Annotated in this window: 10 protein-coding genes; 9 read left to right on the top strand and 1 reads right to left on the bottom strand. The window is 62.3% G+C overall.

What is annotated here, in order from left to right:
* Positions 1–77 precede the first annotated feature (77 nt).
* From guaD to NHH73_26180, 6 genes are all read left to right on the top strand, one after another.
* Positions 78–1388 (top strand): guanine deaminase, encoded by a 1311-nt coding sequence (gene guaD, locus NHH73_26205; protein USX26020.1) that lies wholly within the window; start codon positions 78–80, stop codon positions 1386–1388.
* Positions 1389–1410: 22 nt separating this feature from the next.
* The gene (locus NHH73_26200; protein ID USX26019.1) at positions 1411–2886 is read left to right on the top strand and encodes an adenosine deaminase; all 1476 of its coding nucleotides are present in this window, start codon (positions 1411–1413) and stop codon (positions 2884–2886) included.
* 617 nt (positions 2887–3503) lie between these two features.
* A complete protein-coding gene (locus tag NHH73_26195; protein ID USX26018.1) occupies positions 3504–6920 on the top strand; it encodes a TonB-dependent receptor in 3417 nt (1138 codons plus the stop codon).
* A 157-nt stretch (positions 6921–7077) separates the two neighbouring features.
* On the top strand, positions 7078–8787 hold the full coding sequence (locus NHH73_26190) for a bifunctional metallophosphatase/5'-nucleotidase (GenBank protein USX26017.1): 1710 nt from the start codon (positions 7078–7080) through the stop codon (positions 8785–8787).
* A 33-nt stretch (positions 8788–8820) separates the two neighbouring features.
* Positions 8821–10059 (top strand): phospholipase D-like domain-containing protein, encoded by a 1239-nt coding sequence (locus tag NHH73_26185; protein USX26016.1) that lies wholly within the window; start codon positions 8821–8823, stop codon positions 10057–10059.
* Positions 10056–11126 carry a S1/P1 nuclease gene (locus NHH73_26180; protein ID USX26015.1) on the top strand — a complete coding sequence of 357 codons (1071 nt, stop codon included), beginning with the start codon at positions 10056–10058 and terminating at the stop codon, positions 11124–11126. Before NHH73_26185 ends, NHH73_26180 begins: the two co-directional genes overlap by 4 nt.
* A 4-nt stretch (positions 11127–11130) precedes the next feature.
* Here the strand turns inward: NHH73_26180 and NHH73_26175 are convergent, their stop codons facing one another.
* On the bottom strand, positions 11131–11907 hold the full coding sequence (locus NHH73_26175) for a DeoR/GlpR family DNA-binding transcription regulator (GenBank protein ID USX26014.1): 777 nt from the start codon (positions 11905–11907) through the stop codon (positions 11131–11133).
* 80 nt (positions 11908–11987) lie between these two features.
* On the opposite strand from NHH73_26175, the gene NHH73_26170 reads away from it, so the two are divergent.
* The 3 genes from NHH73_26170 to NHH73_26160 all read left to right on the top strand — a co-directional run bounded on the left by NHH73_26170 (position 11988) and on the right by NHH73_26160 (position 13358).
* Positions 11988–12566, top strand: a complete 579-nt coding sequence (locus NHH73_26170) for an NUDIX domain-containing protein (GenBank protein ID USX26013.1) — start codon at positions 11988–11990, stop codon at positions 12564–12566.
* 114 nt (positions 12567–12680) lie between these two features.
* On the top strand, positions 12681–12962 hold the full coding sequence (locus NHH73_26165; GenBank protein ID USX26012.1) for a hypothetical protein: 282 nt from the start codon (positions 12681–12683) through the stop codon (positions 12960–12962).
* Positions 12963–13013: 51 nt separating this feature from the next.
* On the top strand, positions 13014–13358 hold the full coding sequence (locus NHH73_26160) for a c-type cytochrome (protein ID USX26011.1): 345 nt from the start codon (positions 13014–13016) through the stop codon (positions 13356–13358).
* Positions 13359–13369: the final 11 nt, after the last annotated feature.

Genomic DNA, 13369 nt, shown 5'->3' with positions numbered 1-13369 from the left:
CGAATATTTGATGGGGCGTATGTCGAACCACGCCATGCAATCGCCACGCAGATACACGAAATTTTTGAAAGAACCTCATGTCGAACCCAAACCTGCAAGCCTACCGAGGCAGCTTGCTCCACTTCCTCGCCGATCCGGCCTTCAGCGACCAGTCCCACGACTGGCACGAAGACGGCCTGCTGATCGTCGCCGACGGCAAGGTCCAGGCGGCGGGCGACTACGCCACGCTGCACGCGACCCTGCCGCCGGAAACCGAAGTGCACGACTACAGCGGCAAGCTGCTGATGCCAGGCTTCATCGACACCCACGTCCACTATCCGCAAACCGATATGATCGCCTCGCCGGCCGAAGGCCTGCTGCCCTGGCTGGAAACCTACACCTTCCCGGTCGAGAGTAAATTCGGCGACCCCGCGCATGCCGCCGGCGTGGCCGACTTCTTCCTCGACGAGCTGCTGCGCTGCGGCACCACCACCGCCATGGTCTATTGCAGCGTGCATCCGCAATCGGTGGACGCCTTCTTCACCGCCAGCGAGCAGCGCGGCCTGCGCATGGTCGCCGGCAAGGTGATGATGGACCGGAACTGCCCCGACTACCTGCGCGACACCGCCGAATCGAGCGCGCGCGACACCGAGGCGCTGATCCAGCGCTGGCACAACCACGGCCGCTCGCTGTACGCGATCACGCCGCGCTTCGCGCCCACCTCCACCGAGGAGCAACTGCACCTGGCCGGCGAACTGGCGCGCGCCTATCCGGACACCTTCATCCAGACCCACGTATCGGAGAACGAAGCCGAATGCGCATGGGTGCATGAACTGTTCCCCAAGTCGCGTAGCTACATCGACGTCTACGACAGCTACGGCATGATGCGTCCGCGCGCGATGTACGGCCACTGCATCTGGCTCGATGCGCGCGACCGCGAGCGCATGGCCGAAACCCGCTCCGCCGCCGCCATCTGCCCCACATCGAACCTGTTCCTCGGCAGCGGATTGTTCGACTTCGAGCGGGCCGACCAGGCGGGCGTGCCGCTGTCGCTGGCGACGGATGTCGGCGGCGGCACCTCGTTCTCGATGTTGCAAACCATGAATGAAGCCTATAAAGTAGCGCGCTTGGGCGGCAGTTATCTGCCGGCTTTGCGGATGTTCTACCTGGCCACGCTGGGCGCGGCGCGCAGCATGCAGCTCGAAGGCACGATCGGCAATTTCAGCGCCGGCGCGGAGGCGGACTTCATCGTCGTCGACCCGCAGGCCACGCCGCTGCTGCAGCGGCGCACCGACCGTGTCGAAAGCCTGGAGGAGCTGCTGTTCGCGCTGGCGCTGCTCGGCGACGACCGCGCCATCGCGGCGACGTATTCCGCCGGCCGCAAGGTGCACGCCCGCAGCTCGACTTGACTCTATTCACATTGGAAGCCACATGCAAAAAAATATCGCCAGCCTGAAGGCCGTCGCCCTGGCCGCCGCCGTGCTCTGCGCCATGCCGCAAGGCGCGCACGCCGCCAGCAACGAGGACATCGTCAAGCGCCACTTCGCCTCGCTGGTCTCCGGACAGGAGCCGAAACTGGCCGAGCTGACGATGTTCTTCACGATGATGCCCAAGGGCGGCGATCTGCACCACCACTATTCCGGCGCGATCTACGCCGAGCAGTATCTGGAGTGGGTGGACAAAGAGGGCTACTGCGTCAACAAGACCAGTTTCATGATCGACAAGACCAAGGAGACCGTCGCCGGCGAGCGCGCCAAGCCGCTGGCCGAGCGCGCGTGCCTGTCCGGCCAGGATATTTTGCAGGACAACACGGTGCTGGCCAACCTGCTGCAAAAATGGTCGGACAAGGATTTTTACAACCATAGCGGCATCCAGTCGCCGCCGGACCGCCAGTTCTTCGACACCTTCGGCTACTTTACGCCGGTGGCGTCGACCAACGCCGCCGAAGGCTTGAAGACGCTCAAGCAGCGCGCCATCCAGGAAAACCTGAGCTACATCGAGACCATCTACGAGATCGCGCCGATCGCGCAGGACCCGGCCTTCGACGAGAAAGCCCTGGCCGGCGGCGTGACCGACGCCGACCTGGCCGCCTACAGCACCAAACTGGAAGGCGACAAGGCCTTCCAGGGCTGGATCGGCGCCTACCTGGAAAACGTCAAGACCTCCGGCGCCGGCATCGACGACGCCGATTTTACGATGCGCTACCAGCCGTTCGCGCTGCGCTTCCTGTCGCCGTCGCAGGTGTTCTCGCAGATGGTGTCGAGCTTTAAGCTGGCGTCTTCCAGCCCGATGATCGTTGGCGTGAACATCGTCGGCCAGGAGAGCGTCCACGTGTCGATGCGCGACTACGCGATGCACATGCAGATGTTCAAATTCCTGAAGGCGAAATATCCGAAGGTGAAACTGGCGCTGCACGCCGGCGAGCTGGCGCTGGGCATGGTGCCGCCGGAGGGCCTGACCTTCCATATCCGCGACGCCATCGACGTTGCCGGCGCCAGCCGTATCGGCCACGGCATGGACATCGCCCACGAGACCGATCCGCTGGGCATCATGAAAAAAATGCGTGATCGGCAGATTCCCGTCGAGGTCAACCTGAGTAGTAACGACTTTATTTTGGGTGTGAAGGGGGCCGCGCATCCGGTCACCTTGTACCGCAAATATGGCGTGCCGTTCGTGCTGTCGACCGACGATGCCGGCGTGTCGCGCAATAACCTGTCCGGCGAATACGTGCTGTACGCGGCCCGTTACCAGCCGACTTATGCGGAAGTTAAAAAACTGTCCTACGACAGCATCCGTTATTCCTTCCTGGCGGAGGCCGACAAGCAGCGGCTGTTGAAGGGATTGGACGGCAAGTTCAGCAAGTTCGAGGCTGAAATTGCTGCGTCGCAAAGCAAGGCCGCGCGCTAGTCCAGCGGACGTCACCGGCGATAAGCTGGCTCAACAGCAGGGTGGTGTGGTGCGCAACCCACACCACCCTGCGGTTTGTTACAAAATATCCTTCCGCACAGCAGCATCCGACTGTTGTCAGAAATTCCTCTCTGTGGCAGACGCCGCACGCTTTTTTTAACGCTTGTGGCCGCGATACGACATAAGCGCTACCGGTAGTGTTGCTTTGTGCATTTATACCAATGAAAAGATTTCACGTGAGAATGGCTGATTTATAATTCCGGCTTATTCCACGTCGTCGTTGCACTTGCCTGTGAATCTAGCCTTATTTATATATTTTTCATCTGAATTCGTAAAATAAATCGTATTTGTCATGCTTTTTTCGATCCTGCATAGTTGGATCAAATGATCCAAAAAAGCAAGATTATTGCTTTCTCACAGTTCAGTAGATAAGTGGCAAACCAGGCGGAAGCGTCACCTACGGACGTCACAGCCCTGACATATTAAGCCGTTACACTCACCCGCTGCCGTTGGCACGCCGGGATTTGGGCGGCTCGACCAGTTGCAGCAAACGTAAAGAGGAGTTCCGCCATCAGCGGGATTTCCACATAACTATTAGTCTTTTTTGGGGTTATACAATGATCAATCATAAACGGCTCAAGCTGACGCAAATCGCGCTCAGCCTGTCCATCGCGCTCGCGGCGGCACCGGCCTTTGCACAGAACACGACGTCGGCCATCGGCGGCCGCGTCTCGGTGGCGGACGGCAAGCCTGCGGCGGGTGCCGTGGTGTCCATCCTCCACACCGAATCGGGTTCGGTCACCAATGTGGTGACGGACGCCGAAGGCCGTTATGTGCAGCGTGGCTTGCGTACCGGTGGGCCGTACACGATTACCATCACCAAAGACGGCGTCACCGAAACGCGCAAGGACGTCTACATCCAGCTGGCTGAAACGGCCAGCGTCGACGCCACCTTGGGCGCGCCTGCCATGCAGACCGTGACCATCGCCGGCACCGGCGGCCGCTCGGACAAGTTCAACAAATCGTCGATGGGCGCCGGCACCAGCATCAGCGCGACCGAACTGGCGATCCAGGGCTCGATCAACCGCAACCTGCAGGATTACGCCCGTGCCGACCCGCGCGTGTCGCAGACCGATAAAGAGCGCGGCGAAATGTCCGTGGCCGGTCAGAACTCGCGCTACAACTCGCTGACCATCGACGGCGTGTCCGTCAACGACACCTTCGGCCTGGAGGCGAGCGGTTCGCCGACCGCCAAGCAGCCGATCTCGATCGACGCGATCCAGTCGGTGCAGGTCAACGTCGCCAACTACGACGTCACGCAGAAGGGCTACACCGGCGGCAACATCAACGCCGTGACCAAGTCCGGCACCAACACCGTCAAGGGCAGCGTCTACTACGTGTTCCGTAACGACAGCATGGCCGGCGACCGCTTCAACGCCACCAACAACACCTACGCGGCGCCCGCGCCGTTCAAGGAAACCACCAAGGGCGGCACCATCGGCCTGCCGCTGATCCAGGACAAGCTGTTCCTGTTCGCAGGCTGGGAAAAGCTGGAATCGACCCGCGCCGCGCCGGCCTTCGGCCCGCTGGGCAGCTCGGTGACCAACGTCGGCATCACCCCGTCGGCCATCGCCTCGGCGCAGTCGATCGCGCAGAGCGCCTATGGCGTCGATATCGGCAACAGCAATGTGCCGTCGGGCGCCGCGCTCGATGTCACCGACAAGCTGGTCAAGTTTGACTGGAACATCACCGACAATCACCGCGCCATGTTCCGCTATTCGAAGACGGACCAGACCGAGCCTATCTTCAGCGGCCTGTCGGCCACCGGCCTGTCGCTCAACAGCGAGTGGTACCAGCAGGGCAAGACCATCGAAACCAAGGTCGCCCAGGTACTGTCGGACTGGACGCCGACGTTCTCGACCGAGTTCAAGCTGTCCTCGCGCGACTACGATTCCGTGCCTAAACTGAATACGCAGCTGCCGTTGATCGGCCTGCAATTCTCCGGCGCGCTGCCGCCGGGCACGCCGTCGACCGTTTCGTCGGCCAACCGCACGCTGTTCTTCGGTACCGACAACAGCCGTCAACGCAACATCCTGGGCACCAAGACCATCGACGCCTACGCCGGCGCCAACTGGTCGCTGGGCGACCATGAAATCAAGTTCGGCAGCGATTACAGCCGCAACAAGATCTACAATGCGTTCCTGCAAAACGTCTGGGGCAACTACACGTTCGGTTGCATCACCAACGTCGCCTACCAGTTCAACAACAACGCCAACTTCAACTGCGGCACCGGCAGCAACGCCCAGATCGAAGCGGCCGTGCTGGAGAACTTCCGCCGCGGCCGTCCAAGCAGCTACAGCGTGCAGGTGGCCAATCCAGGCCTGACCCTGGACGACGCCGTGTCGCAGTTCACGATGAAGAACTATGGTGCCTTCATCCAGGACACCTGGGCTGTGAGCTCGAACCTGAACGTGAGCTTCGGCGTGCGCGTCGACGGCACCGATGTCGCCGAGCGTCCGCTGCGCAACGACCGCGTGGCGCAGGCGGCCATCGCCGGCAACCCTGCCACCAACACCCGCGCCACCGGTGGTTTTGGCATGGACAACACCAACACCTTCGACGGCCAGAAGTTGTTCCAGCCGCGCGCCGGCTTCAACTACAAGCTCGACACCGCCCGTCAGACGCAAATTCGCGGTGGCGCCGGCCTGTTCCAGGGCTCCGCCCTGACCGTCTGGCTGTCCAATCCGTTCTCCAACACCGGCGTGCAGACCCGCACCGTGGGTTGCGGTATTGCCGGTTACGCGGCGTGCCCGAGCACCGACGGCTTGTTCCGTACGGACATCAACAACCAGGTGACCAGCTTCACCGGTTCGGTCCCGGCCGCCAACGTCGATATCCTGGCCCCAGGCCTGAAGCAGCCTTCGGTATGGAAAGCGAATATCGCGGTTGAAACGGAACTGCCATGGTACGGTCTGGTGCTGAGCGCCGAGTTCCTGAAGACCAAGGCCAACGACGCGATCTACTACCAGAACGCCAACTTGGGCGTGGCTACCCGCACCGGCACCGACGGCCGCGCGCTGTATTACAGCCCGCAAGGTTACAACCAGGCTTGCTGGTCGCCAACCGGCGCCTCGATCTCCAACGGCGTTTGCTCGGGCTTCGTCGCCAAGGCCTTGAGCAACTCGTCGTTCAACAACGTGCTGGTCGCCACCAAGACCGACCAGGGCTACAGCAATGTCGCCACCGTCTCGCTGACCCGTCCAATGATGAACGGCTGGAGCTGGTCGGCCGCGTATAGCTACACCTCGGCCAAGGAAGTATCGCCGCTGACGTCGTCGACCTCGGCGTCGAACTACTCGAGCCGCGCCACCTTCAATCCGAACGAGGAAGTCAACGCCAACTCGACCTATCTGGTGAAAGACCGTATCAGCGCGCTGCTCAACTTCCGCAAGCGCTTCTTCGGCAGCTACAACACCACCCTGGGCGTGTTCTACGAAGGTCGTTCGGGCAAGCCTTACAGCTGGACCGTCAACAACGACTTGAACGGTGACGGCCTGGCCGGCAACGACCTGATGTTCATCCCTTCGGCGCCGGGTTCGGGCCAGGTGGTGTTCTATGGCGACACGGCCACCAACCACGCCAACGAAGACAAGTTCTGGAGCATCGTCAATTCCAATGGCGTGCTGCGTAATTCGAAAGGCCGCGTTGTCGATCGCAACAGCGACTTCGCGCCTTGGACCAACAGCTTCGACGTTCGCATCGCCCAGGAAATTCCTGGCTTCTTCAACAATAAGGCGACGTTCTCGCTCGACATCTTCAACTTCGGCAACCTGCTGAACAAGAAGTGGGGCCGTATCAATGAAGTCGGCTTCCAGAGCAATGGCGGTGTGGCGCGCAGCTTCGTCGACTACCAAGGTTTGGATGCGGCCGGCAAGTACGTGTACCGCGTGCGCGATGTCGAAAGCGTCGATGTCCGTCAAGTCAAGGGCGAGTCGCAGTGGGCAATCCAGGCAACGGTACGTTACGAATTCTAAGTTCGTAGCACGTCTCTGATCCGAAAACGGCTGGTGGCGACATCAGCCGTTTTTTTATGCCGGGACGGTTTGTAACGTAATATTTTCACCGGGCCCGGCGGCGTTTTTCGGCCGGCCCGGGCTGTACAATATTTGATTATTTCCGAGTTGATCAGTAATGACTAAACCATTGAGTTCCGTCGCCCGCGCCGTGTTGGCGGGCGCGCTGGCGGCCTTGTCCGGCGGCTGCGCGTTTTTGTCGCCGCCGTTGCCGCCCGGCGTCGTCGAGGTGCAACTGGCCACGCTCAACGACTTCCACGGCAACCTTGAACCGAGCAAATACGTGTGGGATAGCGTGCGAAACCGCGACGCGCGCACGGTGATGGCGGGCGGTATCGATACGCTGGGCGCGGCGTTGCAGGCCTGGCGCAAGCAGGACCCGGAACTGCTGCTGGTGGGCGCCGGCGATTTGATCGGCGCCAGTCCGGCCATTTCGTCGATGTGGGCCGACGAGCCGACCATGGTCGCGATGGATTTACTGGGGCTGCGCGCGAGCACCGTCGGCAATCACGAATTCGACGCCGGCCGTGTCGAGCTGCTGCGCCAGCAGAAGGGCGGCTGCAAATCGCCGCGCGCCGACAAGGCCTGCAAGTTCGACCCGGACTACGCCGGCGCGAAATTCAGTTATCTGGCGGCCAACGTGATCGACATGGTCACCCGCAAGCCGATCCTGCCGGCTTACAGGATCGAGACGGCGCATGGCGTCAAGGTGGCCTTCATCGGCACCGTGTTGCGCGAGACCGCCGAAACCTCGCTGGCCTCGGGCATCGCCGGCCTCCAATTCATCGACGAGGCGGACGCCATCAACCGCCAACTGCCGGAACTGCGCCAGCAGGGCGTCGGCGTGTTCGTCGTGCTGCTGCACCAGGGCGGCACCACGGTCGAGAAGTTCGACCAGCAGGATTGCAGTCAGCTGAAAGGCCCGGTCGTCGATGTCGTCAAACGCCTCGATCCGGCGATCCGCGTGGTGGTCAGCGGCCACTCGCACAAGGGCTATCTGTGCCGGGTGGACGGCCGTCTGGTGACGCAGTCCGATTCGGCGGGCCATGTGATGGCGCGCATCAAGCTGCGGGTCGATACCGCCACCAACACGCTGCGCGACGTCAGCGCCACGCAGGAGGTGATGGTGCCGGGAACCTGGCCCGCCGATCCGGCGCTCGATGCGTATCTCAAGACGGCGCGCGAGCGCAGCGCGGCGCAACTTGCGCGTCCGGTGGCGGCGCTGGCCGTGCCCAGCGTGGAGCGCGGTCTCGATGACAACGGCGAGTCGCCGCTGGGCGATCTGGTGGCCGACTCGGTGCTGGCGGCGGGCCGTCCCTTCGGCGTGCAGATCGCTTTCATGAACAACGGCGGCATCCGCAAGGATCTGGAGAGCGGCGCGGGCAACCGCGTCACCGTCGGCCAGGCGCAGGTGGTCCTGCCGTTCGCGAACAAGCTGGTGGCGATGAACCTGAAAGGGTGGCAGATCCACGAGCTGCTGGAGCAGCAGTGGCTCGGCGGGCGCGACTCTTGGCGCGGGCTGCTGCAGGTGTCCGAGGGCTTCACCTACCAGTGGGATGCGAAGCGCGGCGAGGGCAGCAAAGTGGTGCCGGACAGCGTGACGTTGAACGGCGTACCGCTGCAGAGGGAGTCGTCGTACCGGGTGATGGTGAATAACTTCCTTGCCGAAGGCGGAGATGCTTTTCCGATGTTCGCCAATGGCGCGAACCGCGCCGAAACGGGCATCCTCGCCGTCGATGCGCTGACCGCTTATCTGGTCAAGCGCGAAGAGGCGGGCAAGCCGGCCGGCAAGGCCGAAACGCAGCAGCGCATCAGGCGCCTGCGGTAGTCAAGACTAAACATATTCATTGGAGTTACCGCTATGCGTCGTATTTTACTTTCCGTTGTCGTGCCCGCGCTGCTGGCATCGGCCGCGCCGGCCCGTGCCGAGTTTTCCATCCCCGGCTTTGAACTGGTGCAGACGGCGCCCGTCGAAACACCGCTGCGCAGCGACGACCTGCGCGATCCCGCGACGGTGTGGAGCGAGATGTTCGACAACGCCAAGACCGAGATCGTGATCGGCCAGTTCTACGCGGTCAACAAGCCGGGCAGCGTGTTCGACAAGGTCGTCGAGCGCCTGGCGGCGGCCGGCAAGCGCGGCGTCAAGATCCGCTTCCTGCTTGAACAGAAAGGCATCGGCCTGTCGGAGAAGCCGACCCTGGACCAGTTGCGGGCGATTCCGAACCTGGAACTGCGCGTCCTCGATTTCAGCAAGTTGACCGGCAATGGCATCATCCACGCCAAGTACATGGTGGTCGATGGCGCCACCGCCTTTATTGGCAGCCAGAACTTCGACTGGCGCTCCTTCGAGCATATCCACGAGACGGGACTGCGCATCACCGATCCGAAGCTCGTCGGCCAGGTGCTGGCGGTGTTCAACCAGGACTGGCGCGCGCAGGCGCTGACGGAGCAGGGCACGGCGGTGCCGGCGCTGAACGCGGCTGCCAGTACACCCGCCGCCGCGCCCAACTATCGCCAGGAGACCTTCCTCCTGGCGAGTCCCAACCGTTACAACCCGGCCGGCATCGGCGACTCCGAGTCCGGCTTGCCGGCGCTGCTGGCCGACGCCAAGAGCGAAGTGCGCATCCAGCTGCTCGACTACGCGCCGCTCAGTTATGGTCCGAAGGGCACGCGGCCCTACTACGCCGTGATCGACAACGCGGTGCGCGCCGCCGCCAATCGCGGCGTCAAGATCAAGCTGATGGTATCCAACTGGAACCTGGAACAGCCGGCGCAAGCCTATCTGAAAAGCCTGGCGATGCTGCCGAACGTGGAGATCCGCGTGGTGACGATACCGGTGGCGTCGAGCGGCTTCATTCCGTTCGCGCGCGTCATCCACAGCAAGACCATGGTGATCGATAATCAGATCGCGTGGGTCGGCACCAGCAACTGGGCAGGCGGCTACATGGATTTGTCGCGTAATATGGAAGTGGTGATGCGCAACGAGAAAATGGCGCAGCGCCTGGCGGCGACGCAGGAGCAGATCTGGAGCTCGCAGTACGCGCAGGCGCTCGACATCAACAAGCAGTATCCCAAACCTGTAAAAGGCAAAGCGGAATGAAGAAGCTATTGTTGGTGACGGCGCTTGGCGGCGCCTGCGCACTCGTCTCGTTGAACGCGCAGGCGTGGGGTAATGACGGCCATCGTGCGGTCGGCGCCATCGCCGATCAGCTGATCAAGGGTAGCAACGCCGAAAAGCGCGTGCAGGCCTTGCTGCTGCCCGGCGAGACCCTGGAGAAGGTCGCCATCTGGGCCGACTGCGTCAAGGGGACTTATTGCGGCCCGCAGACTGCCGAGATGGAAGCTTACGTCGCAGCCAATCCCCGGCATACCGAGTACCACTACACCAACGTGCCGTTCCAGCTGACGGAGTACCACGACCACGCGCTCGGCACCGCCGACGACGACATCGTGCAGACGCTCAAGCAGTGCATCGCCATTTTGCAGGGCAAGGGCGACAAGGCCACCAATCCGCACGACTTCACGCCGCGCCAGGCCTTGCTGATGCTGGCTCACCTGACGGGCGATATCGCGCAACCGCTGCACGTAGGCGAAGCGTATGTCGGCAGGGACGGCGGTTTCGTCGTGCCGGCCAGCCAGGCGCAGCTCGATGCCGGTGAGGCGTTCGCCACGCAAGGCGGCAATAATCTGCTGCTCGATGACGTCAAACTGGGCGAGAGCAGCGGACGCCTGATTCCGCCGCCGGAGGCTGAAAACGTCGACCCACCAGGGCCGCCGCGCCCGCCGAGGGCCACCCGTCCGTTGCATTCGTATTGGGATGGCACGACGGTGAACTACGCCTTCCGCCGCATCGATGCGCGCTCGCCGCAGCAGTTCGCGGAAGCGGTCATCGCGGCCAATCCGGTAGTGGCTGCCGACGGCGGCGATCCGGTGAACTGGCCGTACCGGTGGGCCGAACAAGCGTTGGTGGTGTCCAAGCGCGCTTACAACGGCGTGGTTCCGGGTGCGATATCCAGGCAGACCAGCAAGAGCAGTGGCGCGGTGTACGGCGTGTGGCCTGTGTCGGTGCCCGATGACTATCCGGTGCCGACATCGGCCGACGCCAGGACGCAGCTGACACTGGGCGGCTATCGTTTGGCCGCCGTCCTCAAAGCCATCTGGCCTTGAGTGGTCAGCCGGCCAGCACCACCTCGATACCCATGGCGCGGTAGGGCGCCAGCAGGGCGTCGGATACGCCGGCGTTGACGATGATCGCGCCCACGCTTTGCATCGGGGCGATCTGGAACGGCGACGCGGTGTCCAGTTTTTCCGGCGACGCTAGCACCACCGTCTTTTGCGCCGCTGCCGCGATCGCGCGTTTGACGCCGGCTTCGTCGTAGTCGCCGGTACTGATGCCTTGCTCCGGATGCAGGCTGCAAACGCCCATGAAGTAGATGTCGGTGCGAATCTGCGCGATGGCCTCCAGCGCGGCCGGTCCCATGGCGACGATCGAATGCTTGAACAGGCGGCCGCCGATGATGATCACCTCGATCAGCGGATGCTCCGTCAGTTCGACCGCGATGCTGGGACTGTGGGTGACGACGGTGCATTTCAAGTCGGCTGGCAAATGGCGCGCCAGCTGGACCGCCGTCGTGCCGCCGTCGATAAATACCACTTGCCCCGCCTTGACCATGGCGGCGGCAGCGCGCGCGATGGCCGGTTTGGCGTCGCTCGATATTTGCTGGCGCTCGGCGAAGTTGCCCATTGCCGGCGATGCGGGCAGCGGCGCCGCCAACGGCAGAGCGCCGCCGTGCACCCGCTGCAGCAAACCTTCGCCGGCCAGCTCGCGCAGGTCGCGGCGTATCGTATCCTCCGACAATCCCAACTCCTCGCTGAGCGACTTGGCGACGATCTGGCCGTCCTGCTTGAGGCGGGACAGCAGTAGTTCCTTGCGTTGACGTGTTAGCATGATTTGCACGAATTATCTTGATATTGCACGATAGTGCATGATATCGTAAAAATACGCAATCAAAAAAAAGGAAGGCCGCCATGCCCGAAGACCGCATCCGCATTCACAAAGTCGAAACCCTGTCCGACGACTGGTTCGTACTGAAGAAGACCACGTTCGACTACCGCCGTAGCGACGGCACGTGGCAGCGCCAGTCGCGCGAAACCTATGATCGCGGCCATGGCGCCACGATCCTGCTTTATAACCGCGAGCTGCGCACGGTGGTGCTGGTGCGTCAGTTCCGCTTTCCGGCGTATGTCGAGGGGCACCCCGGCTTTTTGATCGAGGCGCCGGCCGGGCTGCTGGACCAGGCCACGCCGGAAGTGCGCATCAAGGCCGAGGTGGAGGAGGAGACGGGCTACCGCATCGGCGAAGTGCACAAGGTGTTCGAAGCGTTCATGAGTCCCGGCTCGGTCACGGAGCGGCTGCACTTCTTCGTCGCCGAATACGATCCGGCCTCGCGTCCCGGCGCCGGCGGCGGGGTGGCTGAAGAGGGTGAGGACATCGAGGTGCTGGAGCTGACGATGGAGCAGGCGATGGCGATGATGGCCTCCGGAGAAATCGCCGACGGCAAAACCATCATGCTGCTGCAATACGCCGCGCTGCACCTGCTGCGCTAAATTTGGATCGCGCACTCGATATGACCTCTGATGCACGCAATGGCGGATTACTGCGTTCCGCCTAATCCGCCCTACGTATCTCTGTAGCAATGTGAGCCTCATTGGAGTTTCCGAATGCTCGATCGACAGAAAAGGTTTAAAGTTCTAATCATGAAAACCAGCGTTGAGAAAATCGATGGCATGGCCCTGGCTGCGGCATGGCAGGAGTTCGACCACATCGCGAGGCTGAGGCCGATCAAAACCGAAACAGACTATGATCACACTGTCGCATTGATGAACCGGGTACTGGATGTGATGGGGGAAAATGAACACCATCCCTTGGCGGGATTATTGGAATTGTTAGCGGAATTGGTTAGCAGTTACGACAAGATCCATTATCCGTTGGAGCAATTATAGAAAGTATCAATGCACTTCATTAGTAGGATACTCGTCGCTGCGATAGCGACCTTGCTCCTCTCAAGCCATGCTGGCGCCGTCGGTTACGTCGGCAACGCCAAGGCAGGCCAAGCGGCGTTCCGCAAGTGCGCCTCGTGCCATCAGGTCGGCCCCTACGCGCAGGCCGGCTATGGCCCGCAGCTGAACGGCATCATCGGCCGCAAAGCCGCTGCCACGCCGGACTTCAAGTATTCCGAAGCGATGAAGAAATCAGGCATCGTCTGGACCGAGCAAAAGCTGGCCGCCTACATGCGCGCGCCGCACGACGTGGTGCCGGGGACCAGCATGCGGTTCTGGGGCATCAGCGACGACCAGCAGATCGCCGATCTGCTGGTGTATATGCGGGAGTTCCGCTAGGGGAGCGCGCG

It is taken from the genome of Oxalobacteraceae bacterium OTU3CINTB1 (assembly GCA_024123955.1).
Classification (GTDB): Bacteria; Pseudomonadota; Gammaproteobacteria; order Burkholderiales; family Burkholderiaceae_D; genus Rugamonas.
This window is presented reverse-complemented; position numbering and strand designations above follow the sequence as displayed.

Excerpts from the sequence above, each read along its gene's own strand:
- guaD (USX26020.1), top strand. The coding sequence starts at position 78 with ATGTCGAACCCAAACCTGCAAGCCTACCGAGGCAGCTTGCTCCACTTC.
- NHH73_26175 (USX26014.1), bottom strand. The coding sequence starts at position 11,907 with ATGCTAACACGTCAACGCAAGGAACTACTGCTGTCCCGCCTCAAGCAG.
- NHH73_26180 (USX26015.1), top strand. The coding sequence starts at position 10,056 with ATGAAGAAGCTATTGTTGGTGACGGCGCTTGGCGGCGCCTGCGCACTC.
- NHH73_26200 (USX26019.1), top strand. The coding sequence starts at position 1,411 with ATGCAAAAAAATATCGCCAGCCTGAAGGCCGTCGCCCTGGCCGCCGCC.
- NHH73_26165 (USX26012.1), top strand. The coding sequence starts at position 12,681 with ATGCTCGATCGACAGAAAAGGTTTAAAGTTCTAATCATGAAAACCAGC.
- NHH73_26195 (USX26018.1), top strand. The coding sequence starts at position 3,504 with ATGATCAATCATAAACGGCTCAAGCTGACGCAAATCGCGCTCAGCCTG.
- NHH73_26170 (USX26013.1), top strand. The coding sequence starts at position 11,988 with ATGCCCGAAGACCGCATCCGCATTCACAAAGTCGAAACCCTGTCCGAC.
- NHH73_26190 (USX26017.1), top strand. The coding sequence starts at position 7,078 with ATGACTAAACCATTGAGTTCCGTCGCCCGCGCCGTGTTGGCGGGCGCG.
- NHH73_26185 (USX26016.1), top strand. The coding sequence starts at position 8,821 with ATGCGTCGTATTTTACTTTCCGTTGTCGTGCCCGCGCTGCTGGCATCG.